This is a genomic window from Ornithinibacillus contaminans (genome assembly GCF_001038425.2).
Taxonomy (GTDB): domain Bacteria; phylum Bacillota; class Bacilli; order Bacillales; family Amphibacillaceae; genus Ornithinibacillus; species Ornithinibacillus contaminans.
Genome location: NZ_LDPV02000010.1, coordinates 1 through 22,754, shown reverse-complemented (window position 1 = coordinate 22,754; position 22,754 = coordinate 1). Strand labels below are relative to the sequence as shown.

At 40.3% G+C, this 22,754-nt stretch carries 22 protein-coding genes; 16 read left to right on the top strand and 6 right to left on the bottom strand.

Annotated elements, in window-relative coordinates; all coding sequences use genetic code 11:
- Positions 1–8: 8 nt before the first annotated feature.
- Positions 9–881: an ATP-binding protein gene (locus JF53_RS01920; RefSeq protein WP_047981846.1), complete on the bottom strand. Its 873-nt coding sequence runs from the start codon at positions 879–881 to the stop codon at positions 9–11.
- A gap of 158 nt (positions 882–1,039) precedes the next feature.
- Between JF53_RS01920 and JF53_RS01915 the strand changes: the two genes are divergently transcribed.
- Both JF53_RS01915 and JF53_RS01910 read left to right on the top strand, forming a co-directional pair.
- Entirely contained in the window at positions 1,040–1,696 is a 657-nt protein-coding gene (locus JF53_RS01915; protein ID WP_047981845.1) for an N-acetylmuramoyl-L-alanine amidase, read from the top strand.
- Between the two features lie 86 nt (positions 1,697–1,782).
- Positions 1,783–2,202 carry a transposase gene (locus JF53_RS01910; RefSeq protein WP_047981844.1) on the top strand — a complete coding sequence of 140 codons (420 nt, stop codon included), beginning with the start codon at positions 1,783–1,785 and terminating at the stop codon, positions 2,200–2,202.
- Positions 2,203–2,326: 124 nt separating this feature from the next.
- Here the strand turns inward: JF53_RS01910 and JF53_RS01905 are convergent, their stop codons facing one another.
- Positions 2,327–3,685, bottom strand: a complete 1,359-nt coding sequence (locus tag JF53_RS01905) for an alpha/beta hydrolase (RefSeq protein ID WP_047981843.1) — start codon at positions 3,683–3,685, stop codon at positions 2,327–2,329.
- Between the two features lie 152 nt (positions 3,686–3,837).
- On the opposite strand from JF53_RS01905, the gene JF53_RS01900 reads away from it, so the two are divergent.
- Both JF53_RS01900 and JF53_RS01895 read left to right on the top strand, forming a co-directional pair.
- On the top strand, positions 3,838–4,068 hold the full coding sequence (locus tag JF53_RS01900; protein ID WP_047981842.1) for a helix-turn-helix domain-containing protein: 231 nt from the start codon (positions 3,838–3,840) through the stop codon (positions 4,066–4,068).
- 28 nt (positions 4,069–4,096) lie between these two features.
- Entirely contained in the window at positions 4,097–5,002 is a 906-nt protein-coding gene (locus JF53_RS01895; RefSeq protein WP_047981841.1) for an RluA family pseudouridine synthase, read from the top strand.
- Positions 5,003–5,031: 29 nt separating this feature from the next.
- Here the strand turns inward: JF53_RS01895 and JF53_RS01890 are convergent, their stop codons facing one another.
- Positions 5,032–6,021, bottom strand: coding sequence for a DmpA family aminopeptidase (locus JF53_RS01890; protein WP_047981840.1), 990 nt, complete (start codon positions 6,019–6,021; stop codon positions 5,032–5,034).
- A 163-nt stretch (positions 6,022–6,184) separates the two neighbouring features.
- Here JF53_RS01890 and JF53_RS01885 point away from each other — a divergent pair, with 163 nt between their 5' ends.
- The 4 genes from JF53_RS01885 to JF53_RS01870 all read left to right on the top strand — a co-directional run bounded on the left by JF53_RS01885 (position 6,185) and on the right by JF53_RS01870 (position 11,490).
- Positions 6,185–8,062: an ABC-F family ATP-binding cassette domain-containing protein gene (locus JF53_RS01885; protein ID WP_047981839.1), complete on the top strand. Its 1,878-nt coding sequence runs from the start codon at positions 6,185–6,187 to the stop codon at positions 8,060–8,062.
- Between the two features lie 61 nt (positions 8,063–8,123).
- Positions 8,124–9,176: a C45 family autoproteolytic acyltransferase/hydolase gene (locus JF53_RS01880; protein ID WP_047981838.1), complete on the top strand. Its 1,053-nt coding sequence runs from the start codon at positions 8,124–8,126 to the stop codon at positions 9,174–9,176.
- A gap of 97 nt (positions 9,177–9,273) precedes the next feature.
- Positions 9,274–9,948: a hypothetical protein gene (locus tag JF53_RS01875; protein ID WP_047981837.1), complete on the top strand. Its 675-nt coding sequence runs from the start codon at positions 9,274–9,276 to the stop codon at positions 9,946–9,948.
- A 159-nt stretch (positions 9,949–10,107) separates the two neighbouring features.
- On the top strand, positions 10,108–11,490 hold the full coding sequence (locus JF53_RS01870; RefSeq protein ID WP_053071957.1) for a DUF5667 domain-containing protein: 1,383 nt from the start codon (positions 10,108–10,110) through the stop codon (positions 11,488–11,490).
- A 152-nt stretch (positions 11,491–11,642) separates the two neighbouring features.
- Here the strand turns inward: JF53_RS01870 and kynA are convergent, their stop codons facing one another.
- The 3 genes from kynA to kynU are packed head-to-tail and all read right to left on the bottom strand — an operon-like array spanning position 11,643 to position 14,396.
- Positions 11,643–12,491, bottom strand: coding sequence for a tryptophan 2,3-dioxygenase (gene kynA, locus JF53_RS01865; protein ID WP_047981836.1), 849 nt, complete (start codon positions 12,489–12,491; stop codon positions 11,643–11,645).
- Positions 12,478–13,125, bottom strand: a complete 648-nt coding sequence (gene kynB / locus JF53_RS01860) for an arylformamidase (protein WP_047981835.1) — start codon at positions 13,123–13,125, stop codon at positions 12,478–12,480. The genes kynA and kynB overlap by 14 nt, the downstream gene beginning before the upstream one ends.
- Positions 13,125–14,396, bottom strand: a complete 1,272-nt coding sequence (kynU, locus tag JF53_RS01855; RefSeq protein ID WP_047981834.1) for a kynureninase — start codon at positions 14,394–14,396, stop codon at positions 13,125–13,127. Before kynU ends, kynB begins: the two co-directional genes overlap by 1 nt.
- A gap of 160 nt (positions 14,397–14,556) precedes the next feature.
- Between kynU and JF53_RS01850 the strand changes: the two genes are divergently transcribed.
- From JF53_RS01850 to JF53_RS01815, 8 genes are all read left to right on the top strand, one after another.
- A complete protein-coding gene (locus tag JF53_RS01850; RefSeq protein ID WP_047981833.1) occupies positions 14,557–15,732 on the top strand; it encodes an LL-diaminopimelate aminotransferase in 1,176 nt (391 codons plus the stop codon).
- Positions 15,729–17,387 (top strand): thiamine pyrophosphate-binding protein, encoded by a 1,659-nt coding sequence (locus tag JF53_RS01845; protein ID WP_047981832.1) that lies wholly within the window; start codon positions 15,729–15,731, stop codon positions 17,385–17,387. The genes JF53_RS01850 and JF53_RS01845 overlap by 4 nt, the downstream gene beginning before the upstream one ends.
- A 65-nt stretch (positions 17,388–17,452) precedes the next feature.
- The gene (locus tag JF53_RS01840; protein ID WP_047981831.1) at positions 17,453–18,943 is read left to right on the top strand and encodes an aldehyde dehydrogenase family protein; all 1,491 of its coding nucleotides are present in this window, start codon (positions 17,453–17,455) and stop codon (positions 18,941–18,943) included.
- A gap of 35 nt (positions 18,944–18,978) precedes the next feature.
- The gene (locus JF53_RS01835; protein ID WP_269083291.1) at positions 18,979–20,157 is read left to right on the top strand and encodes a saccharopine dehydrogenase family protein; all 1,179 of its coding nucleotides are present in this window, start codon (positions 18,979–18,981) and stop codon (positions 20,155–20,157) included.
- A gap of 58 nt (positions 20,158–20,215) precedes the next feature.
- Positions 20,216–20,974: an IclR family transcriptional regulator gene (locus JF53_RS01830; RefSeq protein ID WP_047981829.1), complete on the top strand. Its 759-nt coding sequence runs from the start codon at positions 20,216–20,218 to the stop codon at positions 20,972–20,974.
- 1 nt (position 20,975) lies between these two features.
- Positions 20,976–21,293, top strand: coding sequence for a DUF3870 domain-containing protein (locus tag JF53_RS01825; protein ID WP_047981828.1), 318 nt, complete (start codon positions 20,976–20,978; stop codon positions 21,291–21,293).
- A gap of 135 nt (positions 21,294–21,428) precedes the next feature.
- Entirely contained in the window at positions 21,429–22,079 is a 651-nt protein-coding gene (locus tag JF53_RS01820) for a uridine kinase family protein (RefSeq protein WP_047981827.1), read from the top strand.
- Positions 22,080–22,147: 68 nt separating this feature from the next.
- Positions 22,148–22,399 carry a hypothetical protein gene (locus JF53_RS01815; RefSeq protein WP_047981826.1) on the top strand — a complete coding sequence of 84 codons (252 nt, stop codon included), beginning with the start codon at positions 22,148–22,150 and terminating at the stop codon, positions 22,397–22,399.
- The last annotated feature ends 355 nt before the right edge of the window (positions 22,400–22,754 follow it).

Here is a 22,754-nt window from a genome sequence, read left to right as displayed (position 1 = left end):
ACTCCTATCTAGAAAAGCGTTTCTGCTAGATTTTTCACAAATTCTCGTTCTCTTTCTTCATCTAATTTATCGACGATTGAACGTAGAATGGCGCGTTTAGGAGGAATGACGACACTTAAGTCACAGGCATCCAACAACGCGCGAACAGAGGCAGCATCCTCCGAGAGCTTGCCTTGATAGACAGCTTGAATCAAGTCTGAAGATAATTTGACAAATAAGTCAATCGCTTCTTCGTCTGTTAAGGCTGTATTCGTACTAATAAGCTTCTTCAGTTGGTCTCCTTCAATGTACGGAACATCCAGCACAATAAAACGGTTCTTTAATGCCTCATTCAGGGGAACGGTTCCGATATAGCCCTCGTTTATCGCTGCAATAACACCGAATCCTTCTTTGGCAGTTATCATGTCATTGGTAAATGGATTGGTTATTGTTCTGCGATAATCAAGCACACCATTAATTAGTGGCAATGTTTCAGGTTTGGCCATGTTTACTTCGTCAATATAGAGTAATGTTCCGTTCGTCATGGCATTGATTACTGGTCCTGGCACAAATTCAATTACCTGTTTATCACCATCGTAGGCTAGGGTTTTAAAGCCAAGGAGACTTTCTGCATCTAGATCTACCGAACAGTTTACACTGAACATGGGCTGATTGAACAAGCTTGATAAGGTTTCAGCAAATTTTGTTTTACCCGCACCAGTTGGTCCTTTTAATAACAGGTTTTTCCCCATGCTTAACGCCGTAATAGCATCGACTAATAAATCTATGTTAGGCGGCATATAACCACCATTTCGAATGAGTTCTTGAAATTTATCGGTCGTACTTCTTTTCTTGGTTAGAATTTCAGTAATGGTATCTGGTAATGAATAGTTTAATGTCATGTTGTATACACCCTTCCTTCCTTGAATATTGTAAGCTTTTTTCGAATGAATCACAAAGGAAAGTCATTACGTCGCTAATGAAGTGATGAAAGATTTTTCTGTAGATTTTTTGGGGAATTGTTAAAGCTAAGTATAAGGGGATGGAAAGGGGCTATTCGATGAAGGTATCAATACAAAGGGTTCTTATTTTTGTGGCGTTAGCAAGCATAGGGTTTAACTACGAGGTTTCTGCCGGTAATGTGGGAGAGACTACACATACAGTACAAATTAAGAAGCTATATTTACCGGAAGAAAACTCTACGATTAGGAAGAAGCCGATTACACACATCATGCTTCATTTCATCAGTAATATATCGAATTTAGAGGACAATCCTTATCAGATTACCGCTATTTATTTTCTATTGAAGGATCTTCGGCTTTCCACTCATTACGTAATTGATCGGGAGGGTGATGTATTTCAACTCGTTCCGGAAAATCGAGTGGCCTATCATGCGGGAAAGAGCAATCTCCCGAATCTGCCTTTTTTCATACATAATATGAATGATTATTCCATCGGGATTGAACTAATGGGGATTGGCACAAAGGAAGAAATGGCGTCGTTTATTCCTGAAGCAGCCTATGATGCGATTTCGCCAAATGATCTTGGCTTTACCGAACAACAATATCGTGCTTTATCCTCCTTGATTCAGGATATTCTGAAACGCAATCCAACAATTCCAAATAGCAGGTGGCACATCATCGGGCATGAGGACTATGCTGCTGGACGGAAGGTTGATCCTGGTCAGCTATTTGATTGGTGTAAATTAGGATTCTGACCTTCTCAGTTCTTGTAATGATTGTGTAATGGTTGGTCTAGTAGTATAAGGGTGTAGCGATAAGGGCATTAAAAGGGGTGAAGGGTTTGGAAGAGCAGAAACGGGCATACTCAAGGTATAGTAAACAGGTTAAACTGGAGGCTATTCGGCGGGTTCTGGAGGAGGATCAACCAGTTCATGCGGTTATCACCGACTTAGGAATACGCCACCGTGATAATGTCTACGAGTGGATTAAGAAATATAAAAAAAGTGGTTCTGCGGCATTTGAGCGGTCATTAATGCATACAGAGGGAGAAGCAGAACAAGATTCAATCCAGAAGCAACTAGAGAATTTGAAGATCGAAGTAGAGGCGTTAAAGACGTATTTAGAACGAACAATCCAAGGTGAGGAAGGAAAGTATAAGGTCATTCAGACCCTAGAAGATCAATTCCCGGTCGACCTTCTTTGCCATGCATTAGATGTGTCGAAGGCTAGGTTTTTAGAATATCGACATAGCCAAATGTAGTCAGTGATAGGCGTAAAGCGACTTTCACCTAAATGACAGTAATGGGACAGATTACAGTCGTTTAGGTGAATTTTTATCATAAGTGGTGAGTAGTTCAAGTTTAGATGCTAGGAGTTAAAGTGGCTTATGACTGATTCGTAATAGACATTACGATATGGTGAAGTCTGACCTCAATTTCCTGTTGAATATTACTAAGCCAATCATCGTATAAGTCAATAAAAATTCTATCTTTATAAGTTTTCATTAAGTCCTCATAGAGGGATTTTTTTCGCAATAGATTTGTTTCTGCTTCACACATGTTTAGCCGATCCATGTAGTTTGCTAAATCAAATGAAATATCACCAACCAAGCAAATATGTTCACGATTAATTTGCAGATGGGAATCTAGATTGTGATTTTGTAAAATCCGCTTTAAGTGATTTAATGCGACACGTAAATTGTTTTTAGCACTGTTCAAATCGTTTTCCCGCCAAAATTCATCGATTAATTCTTCCCTTGTTGCCGGGTTATGATAGGCAAGATAGGCCAACAGATTTTTTGCCTTGCGTTGATTCCACTTGTCCTCAATAACCTCTCCTAAAATTTTCACACGAAAGCCATCGATAATATTAATCTCTAACGTAGTAAACGAATTGGTATACAGATTATCAATCGTATCGGTGAATTCCTGAGCCATGACGGAAGTAAAGGAGGTTGAAATTCCTTCTTTGATAAAATTGATGACTAAGGTGATAAAGCTAGTTGGATTATCTAATGGAACTAAATTAGATGCATTTGGCATTATGTAGCTTGCAGCATTTTTTAAGAAGCTTTGATATAAATTTGTTTGTTGCAATGGAAACAGGGGATCCTTTTCCCCTTGAATTAATAAAACCTCTTTCTCGATACCGCTTAAATCTTCTAATGATACTGTTTCCGCTAGCATGTGAAATAGACGGAAATAGGTATCTTTGTCAATTTTTTCATAAGCCTTAGTTAAAAGAATTTCTTTATCCGGCGTGATGTAATAACAAATTTGATGAATTAAGTTTTTCGCTAGCTCCGACATTTTTCCGTTCGTTAAGAGTGTTTTCCGTTTATCCACTTCACTCTTGGTAATCATTTTCGGAAAATACATATAGACAGATGTTAAAATAAGCTTTTTCACGTTTTCGGGATATTGTTCAATATATTGAATCGCTAAATTCCCACCAAATCCATATCCGATAATGTGGAAACTCGGAATGGATAAAGCAGTCACAAGCGCTCGTACATCGTCAACCAAGACATCCCATGAGAGCTGGTCAGTTGGTCCGGTTGTTCTACCGTGCCCTCTAATATCAAAGGTAACTACATGGTAAGATTCCTGGAGCATGGGAATAATTGGTTCCCAAATGGTTAAATCTAAACCTAAGCCATGGATTAGTACGACATAATCGGCATTGTTTTTTGGGGAATTATATAATTGGTAGTGGATACGAATGTTTTCTAATTGTAAGTGCATTAGTGTATAATTTCTCCTGTAGTTGAATAAGTAACCTTTGGTAGAATTTATATTATAGTATAAATAGGAAAAATTTACTAGTTGATTTTTTAAAGCATTTACGCTTGGTCATTTACTTGCATGAAAAAAGTCATATAAGGATGGTGTTCACGATGTATGTAACAGTACCTGAACTAGCGGAATATTTGTCCATGAATGAGGCAAAAGTTAAGTCATTAGTCCTGCAAGGAAAGATTCGAGCAATTCACGATGGAGAACAATATCTAGTAAATAAAGAGCAATTCTCCACCCATTTTGAACAAGTGGAAAAGTATCGTTTGTTGATACAGGAATATTTAAATGAACCAATACCAGAAGATCTGGATGTAAAAGATGAAGACTGATTTTTAGTCAATTAGAGGAGATTATTTCATGGCAGATAAGAGAAGAACAAATGGGCAATCCAGAAGTGGTACGCTGAATTTCAAGGTTGAGGAAGCTGGCGAGTTACTGCCGTTTCTATTACAGAAGCTGGAGAATAGAAGTAGAAATTCCGTTAAATCCATCCTCACGCGTGGCCAGGTGAAGATCGATGATCATATCGAAACCAAGCATAACTATCCATTAAAGGCGGGGCAGACGGTTAGCGTTTTGAAAAACAAAGTTGCCGTAAAAGAAAGCACATTAATTGGGATGACCATTTTATATGAGGATGATTCGGTTATTGTCATTAATAAAGACGCTGGCTTACTCACCATTGCAACGGAAAAAGAGAAGCGGCAAACAGCGCTCCATCAATTGATGGAACATGTCCGCCGTCAGAATCCACTTAATCGTATTTTTGTTGTGCATCGTTTAGATAAAGAAACCTCTGGTGTCATGATGTTTGCCAAAAGTGAAAAAGTAAAACGGAAGCTTCAAGATAACTGGAAGGATATGGTCAAGGAGCGGACTTATGTCGCCTTAGTGGAAGGCTATGTCACACAATCAGAAGGAACCATCAAGTCATGGTTGAGAGAAAGTAAAACTCATAAAATGTATTCCATTCAGGACAGAGATGGTCAGCTGGCCATCACACGCTTCAGACGAGTAAAGGCTAATAAGCAATTTTCCTTAGTAGAAGTACAATTGGAAACAGGGCGGAAAAATCAGATACGTGTACATATGAGTGATTTAGGTCACCCTGTTGTCGGGGATAAGAAGTATGGTGCGAAGACAAATGAGATTGGGAGACTAGGTCTTCATGCGAAAATATTATCCTTCGAGCATCCCATCACTGGTCAGTTGCTCTTGTTCCGTGCGGATGTACCAAAATCATTTTTAAATAAAGTAAAATAATACTGAAAAAGCCTGTAGAAAGCACCACATTAAAGTGGTGCTTTTTCTATGATACGTCCTCGTTGACCGGTAGTTGTCTCTGCGTGCTTTAACGAATTTATAACGGCTTCCTCTGTTACCTCAGCTGCTGCTTGAAATAGCTGATTCATTGCTTGATGGTCATCTCGTAAATACGTAACAGATTCTAAGTGTGTATTAGGATTATGTGGGTATTTGTTTGCTGTCGTAAAAGCAATGGCGATATCGCCACTTCCATTATCAAAACTACTACCAGTTCGACCTAAACCTGCCGCTGCTCGTTTGGCAAGTCGATTTAATTGTCGATCATATAACGGGGCATCTGTTGCCATAATGATTATGATCGAGCCATCGGTATTATTGGGGTTATTCTTCTTTGGGAAGTTTGCGAATAAGGCATCTGTTCCTTTTCCGAAATTACTAAGCACAAGACAGCCCAGTGAAAATTTCTCGTTGGAGGCAGTTACAATACGAGACGCTGTTCCAATCCCTCCTTTATACCCGAAGCAAATCATTCCTTTTCCTGCGCCGACAGCCCCTTGCTCTGTTTTACTACTGGATGCGGATTGAATGGCATCGATGGCATGCTCCGGTCTAACAGACTGGAGACGCATTGTATTCAGATAACTATCATTGCATTCGCCAACGACTACATTTAGAGTTCCTGCAGAGTCACCTATTTCTTTATTTTGGTTTAGCATATATGTAATTGTACCTTCCAATACAGGACCTACACTTAAGGTATTTGTTAGCATGATTGGTGACTCTAGTAAACCTAATTCTTCAATTTGAATTAATCCACTTGTTTTACCATAGCCATTAATTACATGGCATCCTGCCCGCACTTTGTCATAAAAAAGGTTTCCATCGTGGGGGAGAATTGCTGTAACCCCAGTGCAAATCGTCTCTTCATCCGTTAATTTTTCATATAGAGTTTTGTGACCAACTTGAACGCCAGCTACATCTGTGATACAGTTTTTTGCCCCTTTTTGCAATGGCATATCGATTCCTCCTCAGTATTTCTTTCTACCTTATAGTATGTACGATTGCAGAAGGATAATCACGTCTGATTTCGAACAAATGGTAAAATAACTGGTTGTCATGTAAACTAAGGTATAAATGAATGTTACGCTATCATAGCGTTGTAAGAGGAAGGGCTAATACATGCTAACAATCGAAAATTTACATAAATCCTATGGGGATAAGCTGTTATTTCAGGATATTACTTGTACCATCACAGACCAGGATAGAATTGGTCTGATCGGCGTAAATGGGACGGGAAAATCTAGTTTCTTAAAAGTAATTGCCGGTATAGATACACCTGATGAAGGCGTAGTTCAATTTCCAAAGGATTACCGAATTGAATATCTTGCCCAAGAACCCGATTTAGATCCGTCATTATCGGTTTTAGAGCAAATCTATTATGGAGAGGTTACCATCATGAAAGTGATGCGGGACTATGAAAGCACGCTTCATAAGCTACAGCTTGATCCCGAGAATAATACGCTTCAAGAAGCACTTATAAAACAGCAGCAAAAAATGGATGAGTATGAGGCATGGGATGCTAATACAACCGCCAAGACTATTTTAACGAAGCTTGGAATAACCGATTTTCATACTCGAATTACCGAGTTGTCGGGTGGTCAACGGAAACGTGTCGCCATTGCCAAGGCCCTAATTCAGCCAGCGGATTTATTAATATTGGATGAGCCTACAAACCATTTGGATAACGCGACAGTTGAATGGCTAGAAAAATATTTACAAACCTTTAAAGGTGCTTTAGTACTTGTAACTCATGATCGTTACTTTTTAAATCGCGTAACCAATAAAATATTTGAATTAGATAATGGAAATTTATATAGCTATGACGGTAATTATGAGGTCTTTTTAGAAAAAAAGGCAGAGCGTGAAGAATTAGAACGGACGAATCAACAAAAGCATGCCAATATTCTAAAGAAGGAATTGGCTTGGCTTCGTGCAGGAGTAAAAGCAAGAACAACAAAACAAAAGGCACGTATTGATCGTGTCCATGAAATGAAAGAAAAAACCTTTTACACAGATCAAAAGAATGTGGAATTTCAAGTAGGCTCTACGCGGTTAGGGAAAATGGTTATCGAGTTAATAGGGATTGAGAAAACATTAGCCGGAAGAAAGCTCATTCAAGACTTTAGTCAGCTTATAATCCCTGGTGACCGAATTGGTATCATTGGCCCGAATGGCTCTGGTAAGACAACGCTCTTGAATATTATGGCAAAACGTCTCACACCTGATAACGGCGATGTCGTGATTGGTGAGACGGTGAAAATTGGCTATTATACGCAAGGAGACGAAGAATTAGACGGAGATATGCGAGTGGTTGATTATATTAAGGAAGTTGCAGAAGTAATCCATACAGTTGATGGGGATATAATTACTGCTGAACAAATGCTAGAACGATTCTTATTTGCACGTGCAGAACAATATAATTATATTCGAAAACTATCTGGTGGAGAACGCAGACGATTATACTTACTTAAAATATTGATGACAGAGCCTAATGTTCTTTTCTTGGATGAGCCAACGAACGATTTAGATACACAAACCTTGAGTGTGCTAGAGGAGTACTTAGATCATTTTCCAGGTGTCGTTATTACGGTTTCCCATGATCGATATTTTCTAGACCGTGTCGTGGAAAAACTAGTTGTGTTTGAAGGAGACGGCAGGATTGTCCCATTCTACGGAAACTATAGTGACTACCAGGAAAAACATCAAGCAACAGAAAGGAAAGAGACAAAGCCTGTAAAAACAGAGCAAAAACCAAAGCAGAAAAAGAAGCTATCTTATATGGAACAACGGGAATGGAATGAAATAGAAGACCAGATTACCGCACTAGAGGAAAAAATCGAAGAGCTAGAAGCGGGGATAGTGGAAGCGGGAAGTGACTCGGAAAAAGTCCAAGCACTATTCACAGAGCAGCAACAAGTCCAAGCAGATTTAGAGGCCAAGATGGAGCGCTGGGAAGAATTATCACTACTAATTGAAGAACTAGAATCGAATAACTAACAAAACTAGGATAGAACGCATCATATTCTATCCTAGTTTTGTTCAGATAAGGGATGAGAACATGAAGCAAATTTATAGTGATATCATACAATTTCGGGGATCACATTACGATTTTGGGCACAAGCAAGGAGAACTTCTAAAGGACTCCTTAACAATCGAAAACCGTAAACGAATTTGGAAAATTAGACGCCCGCACTTTGTTATTGAAGAACAGGAAGTGAAGAATGCTATTATGCCATTTGCTCCGCAAATTTGGGAAGAGCTTCTTGGTTTACGTGATGCGTTGCAATGGGATATGCAGGAGGTACTCCAAGAATTTGGTGGGTACCGTTTGCATTATATGCGCAGTGGCTGCTCTATTTTTACCGATACGAATTATTTGATTCGTAACTATGATTATCATCCAAAGACATATGAAGGTAGGTACACCATCTATCAACCCACAGATCAAGGCTATGCATTGATTGGTCCCTCCCAGCGAATAACTGGCCGAATGGATGGTATGAATGAGAAAGGATTAGCCATGGGCTACAATTTCATGCATCGCAAAAAGCCGGGTGACGGCTTTATTTGTAACATGATTGGGCGTATGGTGTTGGAAAATTGTGCAACTGTTGATGAAGCAGTCCAAATGTTACAAGAGGTTCCGCACCGACATTCGTTTAGTTATGTCGTGCTAGATACTAGTGGTGAAACTTATATCGTGGAAGCGACACCGCGTGGAACTATCGTACGTCAATCAAACGTTTGTACGAATCATTTTGAACTTCTTCAGCATGAGAATCGCCACCATTTGGATGACTCGTATAAACGGATGGAAGCAATAGAGAGGCATGAGAGCGAGGCAACAGATGCCTACCAAGCTTTTCGGATGCTTAATGATTCCGATAAAGGTGTGTTTTCCAAGCAATATAAAAATTGGTCTGGAACGATTCACACATCTGCCTATTTCCCGAACGAGTTAAAGGCTTGGTTTGCGTTAGGTGGAGATCGTGAGCCAGTAATTTTTGATTTTGCGAAATGGTTGAGGGGAGAACGACTTGGAATGAAGCGGATTTTAGGAGAGGTGGAGACAGATTTACCATTTGTACACATGGATAAGAATGTTCGTTAATTCTTAAATTTATAGGATTAAATCTACAAATGTAACACATGATAAGATTAGTCTTTGTAACATTTCTAAGTTTAATTTTTTCCTAGGAGGCATTCCTGTGAAGCTTTTACAGGTTCGAAAAGGACAATTTGTCTTTTATGAGAATGAACTACATAAGGTTTATTCTGTCAAACCCATGTTCAAAAAAAGCATTCATCTATATCGTTTGAAGGATATGAAGCAAGTCCTCACAAGTGCAAATGAGATTACACTCTATAAACCGAAGCATAATGACACCTTTATTTTCTATGGAAAGCGGTATACGATTGATGAAAAGAGAAGACCGAATCCTGGTGACTATATCTTAATTACCAAACCTGCGCCAGACTTTCTCGATCATTATTCACTTAATTCCATTGAAAAGGTAGAAAGTGTGGAGGATGGTAATGTTGTTACGACAAGGGACAATGGTGTAAAGCATCATGAATATGTAGTAATGGTTCCTGGTAAAACGGATGCCAGTCAAGAAATTGCCTATTATGACAAAAGTCTAATACCAGAATCGCAACAGCTGGAGGATGAATCAATCACGTATTTAACGGATAGTGATGAAGATGTTGTTAAACCAGTTGTTGGTGATGTTTACCTCGATGTGGAAAGGAATACAAAAGCAATGGTAGTGGCCATGACAGAATCAGAAGTGATTTTTGGACATGGAAAGCAGGTCCATATTACCGATTTATTTGACGAAGCAAGGTATAAGATCATATTTCGCACAGAGGAAGATTTGTAACGAAGTGCTCCCATAGAGATTTGGGAGCATTTTTTTATGGGAATATTCACTGTTCTAACTAGTACAATAGATGCATTTCCTACAAAAAAAGACATATATTTATTTTTCTCTCCGAATTTTCTTAGTGCATCCATTACATAGGGGAGGAATTTATAAAACATGAAATTAACAAAAAAGCTAACAAGTATTTTAGTAAGTACTGTACTATTCTCAACAGTAGTAACCTCGGGCGTGTCAACTGTGTTCGCCGATGAATCGGACAAAGGGAGTCTAACAATTAGTGAATCACAGGAAACGACAACTGGTACAGATACGCCAGCAACAGAAGAAAAGCCCGGCTTAATCCCTGGAGACTTTTTCTACTTCATCGAAAAGATGCAAGAAAGAATTCAATTGGCATTAACATTTAATAAGTATAAAGAAAGTAAATTATTTGCTAAGTTTGCTTTCGAGCGTATTGCCGAAGCTGGTGCATTAATTCAAGAAGGTAAATATGAAGAGGCTGAGGAATTACTGCAAAAGGCACTAGAAGACCAAGCAAAGGCAGAAGAAATGCTAGAGGATGACTCTGATAAAGGTGCTAAGGATGAAGCATCAGAAACAGACGCTACGGAAGAGGTTAATCCAGAAGAAGTAGCTAATGAAGAAACAACAGATAAAGCTAAAGATGAACCAACAGAAGAACCAACACAAGAAGAAGCTAAAGATGCTGTGAAGGAAGAACCAGCAGAAGAAGTGTCAGAAGATAAAGCAACGGAAGAAGACTCTGAAAAGGTAACAGAAGAGCCGAAAGAAGAGGCAACAGAGGACTCGAATGAACAACCTGCTGAGCAAGAGAAATCAAAAGAAGAGATTGAGAAAGATAAGATCCGAGAAAAACTTGCTAATAATATCACAGCATTACTTGCGGTGCTAATTAAATTAGATAATCCAAAAGCACAAGAAGCAATCATGAAAAACATCGAGAAATCATTCGCTCATATAGCTGAAAAAATTGAAAAAAGAGCAAACTGGACTACTCCGGAAAAAGAAGCAGAAAAGACAGTAGAGGATAAAGAAAAAGCAAGCACAGATGAAAAAGAAGATGAAAAAGCAAAAGAAGTAGTAGTACAACCAGTAAAGAACGATAATGAAGAAAAATCGGACGTGAAAACGGAAGACAAAGAAACAGTTACAGTCACAGCACCAAAAGCTGATAAGAAGCCTAATGTAGCGAAGAAGCAAGAACCGAAGCAACAAGAAAAGAAAAAAGTTGAAAAAGTGAAAGACAAAACTATTCACAAGAAGTATGAAAAGAAAACAGACAAAAAATTTGATAAGAATGTAAATTCGTATAACAAAGCAAATTGGAATTGGAACGCTAAGGACAACAAGGCTAAAGAGAAGATTAAGTCCTTTGGAAACGATAATTACAAAGGCTACAACAAAGGCAACACAAATAAACAGTTCAACCACAAAGGATTTAATAACAAAAATGGCTATCACAGCTTTAATAAATCCAACGATAATAAAGGCTTTAACGGAAAAGGCGGAAATTGGTAAGCGATTTCTATGTCAATTAAACACATAAGCTTCCTTGCCTGACGGGTAATCAGGCTTGGAGGATTACTTGAAAGAAAATTATATTACGGGTAATGTCCAAACAAAACGCTTCCGAGAATTCTATCTCGAAAGCGTTTTGTATTTGTTTTTAACTATATTTTCGTACGAATCGTCCAGAGCTCTGGAAAGAAATAATGGTCTAGCACTTTTTTGAGGTAACCAACCCCCGAAGTACCGCCAGTACCGGTCTTATGACCAATTATTCGTTCAACTGTTTTCATATGACGAAAGCGCCATTGCTGAAACCAATCTTCCACATCCACCAGTTTTTCTGCTAATTGATAGAGATCCCAGTACGTCTCTTTATTCTTATAAACCGTAAGCCAAGCTTCTTCAACAGTCACATCCTGCTCATATTTCTTTGAAAAATCACGTTCTAGAATCGCTTGATTAATCGAAAATCCTTGCTTAGCAAGAGCTTGAATCGATACATCATAAAGTCCAGGTGCCTCAAATGCCCGCTCAAGTAGATCGTGTAACTCAGGATCCTTTTCATATATTTTGATAATATGAGGTGTCTTATAGCCTAACACGAATTCTACTAACCGATACTGATAGGACTGAAATCCGGAGGCATTCCCTAGAAATCCGCGGAACTCCATATATTCAGCAGGCGTCAAGGTCGAGAGGACATCCCATCCTTGAATAATTTGTGTTTGGATTTTTGATACGCGTGAGAGCATTTTAAATGCTGCTTGGTATTCCTCGTCTTGGATTGCCTTTGTGGCTGCTTCAATTTCGTGAATCATTAGCTTTAACCATAGTTCACTTACTTGATGAATAATGATAAATAACATTTCATCATGATGATTTGATAATCGTTTTTGGCTGTCTAATAAGGTTTCTAATTGTAAGTAATCACCATAGGTCATTTTTTCTTTAAAATCAGTATGTGCATTGTCTTTCGAATGGGCATCCTTTAATGTTTTATCGTTCATCATTGGTTGCCTCCTGTAGAGGTCGGATGACTGCGCGGACCGGACTTCCATCAGCACCAACAATTTTCAGGGGTAGGGCAATTAATTCATAGTCGCCAACGGTCACCTGATCAAGCATAAGATTTTCTAAAATATAAACACCATTATTTTGTAAAGCGTGGTGGGCTTCAAGTGACTTACTTGTAATTGAATCAACGGATGGCATATCAACACCAAGTAACACAACGCCTTTTTCTGCCAAATAGGATGCGATACTTGGATCTAGCACAGGTAATTGCTCAGGAAAACGTTTTGGGTTATTTGGAAGAGCGGTATGTAGCAATAGACGTTTTACACCATCCAATTGATAGTGTTCCAAAATAGCTGAGGTTATTGTTTTAAATTGGCTAACATCGATTACTTTTGCTTTACCTATATATGTGTCGATTGGAACCTGTTCTATCGTGATGCCATCATTATCGAAGTGGAACGGCGCATCAACATGTGTTCCCATATGAAGGCTCGTGGTGATTTTTCCAATATTGGCTGAGCCTGTTTGTTCTTTCGTTGCAGAGATGGCAAAAGAAAATGGTGTATCTCCTGGCCAGTGTGCCATATCATTTGTTAAGGGTTGTGTGATATCAATCCAGTCTGTCATTATGCAATTACACCTCTTGTATTTTCAAATTTTTTATACTGCTCTTCGGTCATGATTTGCTTTAATACTTGAACTGTTTGCCAAACCTCTTCAAACGTGTTGTAAAGTGCTACTGGTGCTAGTCGAATGCCATTTGGACTCCGGAAATCGGGAATGATTCCATTTGCCTTAAGTGCTTTGCAAATACTAGCAGCATGGGAGTGTGTTATGTACACATGTCCACCACGGGAAGCATGCTCTCTTGGTGAAGCGATTTGGAAACCATAGTCACCTAGTTCTGCATCAAAAAGTGCCATTAAATAGTCTGTTAATCGTAACGATTTCTCTCGAATGTTCATAATGCCAGCCTCTGAGAAAATCTCTAATGATCCAATTAACGGTGCAAGACTCAATAGATGCGGTGTGCCAATTTGGTAGGCACCAGCGGTATCAGCGGGTGTAAAATCGTGCTCCATATCGAATTGTTTCTCTTTTCGAGAGCTAAACCATCCAGCAAGTCCAGGGGCTATTCCGAGATGTTGTTCATTCACGTAAAGTCCTGCTACACTACCAGGTCCACCATTTAGATGTTTATACGTGCACCAAAAAGCGAAATCGACTCCCCATTCTGATAACGAATGTGGAATGGCTCCAATTGAATGACATAAATCAAACCCAATTGGGATGTCGCGGTCACGAGCAGCCTTGGTAATCGCTTCGATATCTAAAACCTGCCCACTCCGGTAAAGCACACTTGGAAGGATTATTAGTGCTATTTCCTCTGTCATTGCCTCCATAATATCCTCTGTTTGAAGGGTATGCCCATCTTTACTCTTTACTTGAATGAGGTTCTCCTTCCAAGCGTATCCCTTTAACGCTAGCTGACTTTTCAACGCATAAATATCCGACGGGAAATTTAGTTCGTCAGCCAATATTTTGGTCCGTTTCCCACTTGGATTGTAAAAGGTTGCGACAAGCTGGTGGAGATTAGTGGTTGTTGAAGCCGTGGCGATTAATTCTGTTGGGCTGGCGCCGACTAATGACGCAAACTGCTCCCCGATTGCTTCGGAGAGATAGAACCAAGGATTATCACCATCCGTCCAGCCATCAATGGCGTGCATCTTCCAAGCATCTAGAATAGCTAAAACAGCTTTCTCAGAGCGCGTGGATAAGAGTCCTAATGAGTTACCATCCAAATAAATTCGATCCTGAGTGATATAAAATTCCTCGCGAAAAGGCTGTAGTGTATCCTGTTTGTCTAATGAAATAGCAAAATCTTTACTCGTGTTCATCTACTCACACCTCTGCTTGAGATTTAGAATGCGATTGCTAATTATATTGTAGCAAATAAATTCTGTTTATTAATACTAATTGAAAATTTAAAATAATATATTATACTTATGGTAAGTATATGAAATAGCGTTTCGTATATTGAAATAGGAGGATGAAGGGATGTATGTATCAAATAAAGTAAAAGAATTACCGCCATACTTATTTTCGAGCTTTCAAAAAAAGAAGCAGGAGCTTATCGCAAACGGTGTGGATGTGATTGATTTGGGGATTGGTGCCCCAGATTTACCAACTCCTAAATTTATTATTGATAAGCTATGCGAGGAAGCACAAAATCCTAGCAATCATCGTTATTCACCCTATGACGGAAGCGCAGAATTTCGTGAAGCAGTAGCCTATTATTATGAGCGCCGGTATGGGGTTAGGTTAGACCCAGATACCGAGATTTTAACTTTAATCGGTTCAAAAGAAGGTATCGCAAATCTAATTCAAGCCGCTATCAACCCCGGTGATACCGTCATCATCCCAGACCCAGGCTATCCAGCCTATCAGACAGCAGTTCATCTCGCTGGTGGTAAAAGTGTTTACCTTCCATTAGATCATCAACATGATTATATCCCAATGTTTGACCAACTTTCTGACCAGGATAGACATGCTGCCAAACTTTTGTTCCTAAATTATCCAAGTAATCCAACAGCTGCAACTGCCGAATTAAACACCTTTATGGAAGCGATTACATTCGGTGAGGAAAACGGCATTGCGATTGTTCATGATGCGGCATATGACCTAGTTACCTTTGATGGCTACAAGGCACCAAGTATTTTGCAGGTGCCAAATGCCAAGGAAATTGCCGTTGAGTTTGGATCGTTATCAAAGAGCTTTAATATGACAGGCTGGCGGATTGGCTATGTTGTTGGGAATAAGACACTGATCCAAGCACTGGCAACGCTAAAGAGTAATATCGATACGAGTCAATTTCTAGCGATTCAGAAAGCAGCGGCAATTGCGTTAAGAAGTGATCTTTCAGGCGTCAAGAAGCATACGATGATAGTTAAAGAGCGAATGGAGCGCATGTATCACGGACTAGTTGAAGCTGGTTTTGACGTACAAAAGCCAAAGGGCTCCATCTTTATTTGGCCAAGGATTCTGGCTGGATATACATCTGCTGCGTTTGCCGAAAAGCTACTAGATGAAGCAGGAATTATTGTGACCCCGGGGACGGCTTTTGGTCCGTCTGGAGAGGGCTATATTCGAATGGCGTTATCTGTACCAGTAGAACGTATTGATGAAGTGATTCGTCGGATAAAGGAATTTAATCGTAAGGGTGTGTCGTCATGAAAAATCAAACCATGACAAAAATGACAGCAGCACAAGCCATTGTGGAATGTATCAAACGAGAAGCGATTACCAAGGTGTTTTGTGTGCCTGGCGAGAGTTATTTGCCACTCTTAGATGCGTTCTATGATGAAGCAACCATTGATGTGATTGCAACAAGGCATGAAGGTGGTGCCGCCTTTATAGCAGAAGGCTATGCAAAGGCATCGTTTCGTCCTGGAGTCGTGCTAGCGACGAGAGGAGTAGGGGCTGCCAATCTATCTATTGGTGTGCATACTGCCTATCAGGATTCCACCCCAATGGTTATCTTTTTAGGGCAGGTGCATAGTAAATTTCGAGGTCGAGAGGGATTTCAAGAGGTTGATTTAGACCAATTTTTCAAACCGATTACGAAATGGGCGGTTGAGGTAAACGATCCAGAGCGAATACCAGAAATCGTCCAACGTGCTTTTCGGATTGCGCAGTCGGGTAGACCAGGTCCAGTTGTTGTATCCCTGCCAGAGAATGTTCTGCCTGCAGAAGCACAGATGCAGTTTGGTCCAGCTATTACTATTCCTAGACCTGCCCCATCAACCGGTGAAGTAAGGGTAATGGAAAAGCTGCTCCAAGCTGCACGGAACCCTTTAATTATCGCCGGTGGGGGTGTAAAGCTGTCTCAAGCAGAAGATGAATTACTTACTTTTGCAGAAGCATTCCAGATACCGGTCATGACCGCATTTCGTCGTCATGATATATTTCCGAACCATCATAAGCTTTATGCAGGTCATCTAGGTTTAGGAACTTCCAGGCAAATACTCGCTTCTGTTCGGGAAGCGGATGTCATTTTAGCCTTTGGTACAAGACTTTCTGAGGTGACTACGCAGGATTACACGTTATTATCAGCTGAGCAAATGCTTATTCATGTGGACATTGAGCCTGAGATATTAGGAAAGGTCTACCCACCAGAGCTTGGAATTGTTGCCGATATACGAGAATCATTAATGGCATTTGCGGGGCTACAAGTAACACCTAGTTGGCAGGAATGGGCAAATGATTGTAATCATCGTTACCGAGAGGTTAGTAGTTTAACAGTTACCGATGAAGATGTCCTTAACAAACATATCATAAAGGTTTTAGCTGATACGCTGCCAACAAATAGTGTGATTACCAACGATGCAGGAAACTTTGCTGGATGGCTTCATGCTTATTATCCGTTTACTGAAAAGCATACGTATGTTGGCCCAACATCTGGAGCGATGGGCTATGGTCTCCCAGCGGCAATTGGAGCGAAGTTAGCTACCCCAGAAAAAACAGTTGTCTCTTTGTCCGGTGATGGAGGTTTTATGATGACCTGCCAAGAGCTTGAAACCGCGGTCCGGGAAAAGGTGCCGATTATCGCACTCGTTTTCAATAACAATATGTATGGAACAATCCGCATGCATCAGGAGATACATTATCCGAGGAGAGTTATTGGAACGGATTTAGGAGAGGTATCCTTTGCAACACTAGCTTCTGTGGTCGGGGCTAGAGGACATACGGTTCAAAGCGTAACGGAATTTCAGAATGTGCTCAACCAAGCCTTAAACAGTAAATTGCCAACAGTTATTGAGATTATAACCGATAAAGAACAAATCTCGGTATCTACAACGCTCACGAAGCTGCGAAATAAATCAGGATAAAATCAGTGTACTTACGCTGATTAGCATATAAATCTATTTTCAAATCATTAGAGGAGGTAGTTCAAATGGTAGAAGTAAAAACGAAAAGGTTAGCAAATTTTATTGATGGTGAGTGGATTACGGTAGAAAAGACGACACCTGTCCTTAACCCTGCGACAGGTGAACAGATTTTAGATGTGCCATTATCAGATGCAGCTAGTGTAGATGCTGCAGTTCAAGCAGCGAAGAAGGCACAGAAAGAGTGGGCACTTGTTCCGGCACCTCAGCGGGCAGAGGTTTTATATCGAGTAGGTTATATGTTGAAGGAACGAAAAGAGGAGCTAGCACAGCTACTAACGATGGAAAATGGAAAGGTCATTGAGGAAGCACGTGGCGAGGTGCAAGAAGGAATTGATATGGCTTTTTACATGGCTGGTGAGGGTAGACGGCTATTCGGACAAACGACACCTTCTGAATTAAAGGATAAATTTGCGATGAGTGTGCGTGCTCCATTAGGGGTAGTCGGAATTATTACCCCCTGGAACTTCCCGATTGCGATTGCGACATGGAAGTCGTTCCCGGCTATTGTGGCGGGAAATGCGGTTGTGTGGAAGCCTGCTACAGAGACGCCAATCATGGCCTATGAGCTAGCAAAGGTATTTGAAGAAGCAGGACTACCAAAAGGTGTCATCAATGTTGTCTTTGGTAGTGGCTCAGAGGTTGGCGAGGCAATGGTGAATCATGAGGCTATCCGAGTAATTTCATTTACAGGCTCAAATGAAACAGGACGAAATATTGCAGCTGAATGTGGCCGTAGGTTGAAGAAAGTGTCACTAGAAATGGGTGGTAAAAATGCCGTGATCGTTATGGATGATGCTGATCTAGACCTTGCCGTCGAGGGTATTCTATGGAGTGCATTTGGCACCAGTGGACAGCGCTGTACCGCGTGTAGTCGGGTTATTGTTCATGAAGCGGTAAAGGAAGCGCTAGAAGAGCGATTGCTTGTAGCGATGGAAAAGCTGACCATTGGTAATGGGCTAGATGAATCGATTAAAGTAGGTCCAATCATCAATAAAGCAGGTATCGAGAAAATTAAGCAATACATTGAAATCGGAAAGGAAGAAGGAGCTAAGCTACTTGCTGGAGGCTATGAATTAACAGAAGATGTCCATGAAAATGGCAATTACTTCGTCCCTACATTATTTACCGATGCAACAGTCAACATGCGAATTGCGCAGGAGGAAATTTTCGGACCAGTTGTTTCACTAGTTCCGGTGAAAAGCTTTGAAGAAGCAATCGAAGTAAATAATAGTGTGGAATTTGGCTTATCCAGCTCCATCTTCACGAGAGATGTCAATCGGGTATTTCAAGCACAACGCGATTTGGATACAGGTATCGTTTATGTCAATGCTGGTACAACAGGTGCTGAAATTCATTTGCCATTTGGAGGTACAAAAGGAACCGGGAATGGACACCGGGATTCAGGCGTGCAAGCACTAGATGTGTTTACCGAGTGGAAAGCGGTCTATGTGGATTACAGTGGTAAATTACAGCGTGCACAGATCGATGTGGAGTAGTAGTCGTTCAAGGGAATGAAATCAAAGCAAAGGGAGTGGATTCGATGAAAGTCGGTGTATTAGGTTCCGGATTAATGGGGAAAGAAGCGGCTCGTGATTTAGCCGCAAGTGCAGGAGTAACTGCTATTGGGTTAGCGGATATTGATATTGCTCGAGCGCAACAGGTATGTGATCAATTAAATTCATCAAAGCTTACAGCGTTCCAAGTAAACGCCTCTGATGAAACAGAACTAGCAAATTTCATTCGTCAATACGACGTCATTATTAATGCGCTCTTCTATTCATTCAATGAGATTGTAGCCAGAACAGCCATACAAGTTGGTGTAAATTCGGTTGATCTAGGTGGTCATATTGGCCATATGACTGACAAAGTTTTAGCGATGCATGAGGATGCACAAGTGGCAGATGTCACACTAATACCTGACCTTGGTGTAGCACCAGGGATGATTAATATTTTATCGGGCTATGGGGCGAGTAAGCTTGATAAGTTACATGCAATAAAATTATATGTCGGTGGTATTCCGGTGCAGCCAGAGCCACCATTTGAGTACAATCATGTCTTTTCGATGGAGGGATTGTTTGATCATTATACCGATCCATCGCTAATTATTCGAAATGGTGTGAAGCAGGAAGTGCCATCATTATCAGAGGTGGAACAAATTCATTTTGACAAATTTGGGCCATTAGAGGCGTTCCATACATCGGGCGGTACGTCAACTCTATCTATCTCTTATCCACATCTAGAAACGCTAGAATACAAGACTATCCGTTATCCGGGCCATGCCGAAAAATTTAAGCTACTAGTCGATTTAAATTTAACGAGAAATGATTACGAGATTGAACTAAACGGTCAAAAAATTAAGCCAAGAGAGGTATTCTTAAAGGTGCTTGATCCAATTGTTGAACTTGGTGAAAAGGATGACGCGGTATTATTGCGAGTTGTTGTTTCAGGAGAAAAGGATGGCATACCAACGACCTATCAATATGAAATGACAACCTTTAAGGATCGGGAGCATCAAGTCACTGCCATGGCTAGGGCAACTGCCAATACCATTTCAGTCGTCGCACAATTAATCGGAAGTGGTGTGATTACGAAATCAGGTGTCTATCCACCAGAGCAAATCGTGCCAGGTGAAATTTATATTCAGGAAATGGCGAAGCGTGGCGTAATCATTAAGGAGTCGGAAGTAAAAGAAGCAACAGTGAAAAGTTAAGGATACCCCTCTGCCTGGGCAGAGGGACCTTTTTAAGGGAATGAAGGAGATTTAGCATATGAACCAAAGTGTGCGGAAGGCATTAAATCTATTAAATTTATTTGATGAGCACAACAATGAATTAACCTTGAAGGCGATAGCAGAACGAGCAAATCTACCGAAACCAACTGCTTACCGACTTCTATCTGCACTCGAATCAATGAATTTTGTCTACAAGTTAAAGGAAGGCGAGCATGATAGTCGCTACCGGTTAGGGCTCAAGCTATTGGAACTAGGTCAACTCGTCTCCGATCAACTAGAGGTCAGACGGGTTGCCTATCCATTCATGGAAGATTTAGCATTGGAAATTAATGAGGCTGTCCACTTAGTCGTCGTGAATCAAATGGAAGCTACGTATATTGAAAAGGTTGAAAGTAAGAAAGCGATTCGTTTGTACACAAGAATTGGAAAGAACTCACCTTTATATATCGGGTCAGGACCGAAGTTACTTCTGGCCCATTTACCCGAAGAAAAGCAGCAGGAGATACTGGAACAGGCAGATGGAATCGAGCAAGGAGAATTTAGAAACGAGTTATATCGTATTCGTGAGGAAGGGTATTCCTACAGTATCGGAGAACAGGACGAAAATACAACGGGTATATCGTATCCAATCTATGATTATCGGAATCACGTGATTGCCGCACTAACGGTCAGTGGCTTGTCTACTTACTTTGAAGGTGAGAATGTGGAAGCTATCAAAACAAAGACAAAAGCGACTGCCGAAATGATCTCTAGCAAACTTGGATTTCGAGGATTTGTACAAGGAAGGGTGAAGTAACATGCATACGATTTTTATCGCTGGACATGCTCGCCTTCCGTCAGGAATGGCGGCGCAAAATATGTTTGAAACCTTAACCATCACCGCTGAGATCGACCAAAAATATGGGGTGATTGTAGCGGCAAGCTGCACATTAGCAACAAGTCACGGACGTGATTTTGTCCAGCAATTATTACGCGGGTATAGTCTACGGGATGGGATTGAAGAGCCGGTAGAAGCGGTGAAGCGGCATTACTTAGGTAAGGCAGGTAATGCGATTGCCTCAGCGTTGAAGGATTTGCATAAGCAGTATGGGGTTTATTTGGAGAAAAGGGATTAATTACTTTTGAATACGATGATGGTTGTAAAAGATATAAGAAGCTGGCATTCTTATATCTTTTTGTCTGTCGGAATTGTTATATTGTTGTGATAGAATGAATGATAGTTTAGTAATAGTTAAAGGTGGTGAAGATGGATGGACGAGTTATTACATGCGACTGCTAAATGGATAATTCAGCAAGATGATAAAATTATCGTTGGAATTTCAGGTCATGGTGCTTCAGGGAAGTCAACTTTTTCAGCTAAGCTTCAAAATCTCTTAGGAAAAGATGATGTGAATTATATCAATACGGATCCATATATTATAGGTTCTAATGTCAGGAAATACGCCATATTAGACTATGAATATTCGGGTGAAATTCACCGTTATAAAATGACTGCATGTCATCCAGCAGCTCATCATACGGTAAGTCTTGAGAGAGACATAACGATGATTAAGGATGGGGTAGATTTTTATACCATTAACACACATTACTTGAAAAGCACATTAATTTCTTCTCACAAAAACGTAACGATTGTGGAAGGTATGAGTGTTGCTTTTATCGATCCGAATTTTATTGATCTTGGCATATATTTATATACAGATGGTGAAACCGAGCTATCAAGACGAAGTGTGCGGGATGTTGTTGAACGATCTGCCGATATAGATTATTTAAGAAAATCCCATGACGAGCGTAGAATTCAATATGAATTATTTATGCATCCGTATCATCGTAATTTTGATATTGTAATAAAAAATTCTAATGACGATATTATAGTGGAAAAAGCTGAACGTATATTTGAATAGTGGTGGAACTTTCTTCGCTTGTATCCGTAAGTAAAAGATAAGAGTCTGTCTTTTAAGGAGTGTCAGATGTGAAAAAATACATAATTTTTGCCCTAAGTTTTATTGTGCTGTTTTCAGTATTTCAAGTTCTGTCTGGATTTTTTCTTACATTAATCTATACACCAGATATGGCTGATGCTTGGAAACTGAGTTCTAATCTATCTAAGGAGACTTCTATTAGTGGTCATAGTTCCTATTTACTTGCATTTGTAATTGCTTTTCTTTCTGCGACGATTGCATATTTTGTGCCGAAGATGATGAAGGACAAAAATAATAACTGAATTGCTTGCTTTACTACAAGCGTAGTATGGAACTTAAAAGCACGAGCATTTTTGACTATACGAAAGGAAATACGAGGCTGGGACATAAGTAAAATGAGAAGATACAAGGACGAACAATGCACTGATTCAGCGTAGGGAATATACGTAGACTCCTGCGGGAGGAAGGGCTTAGGTGAGACCCGCAGTGAGGGTGCTACTTGAATAACCTTCTTCGTTCCCTTGCGCTGAGGAAGCATACTCCGAAGCGATACTAGCAGACACAGGCGCACTGCTTTTCAGCGCGAGGAGGCTCAGCAGCCCCCGCGGCAAGGTAGACACTGCGAGGTAGTTTCGAGCAGATGTCACCCCTGTGCTG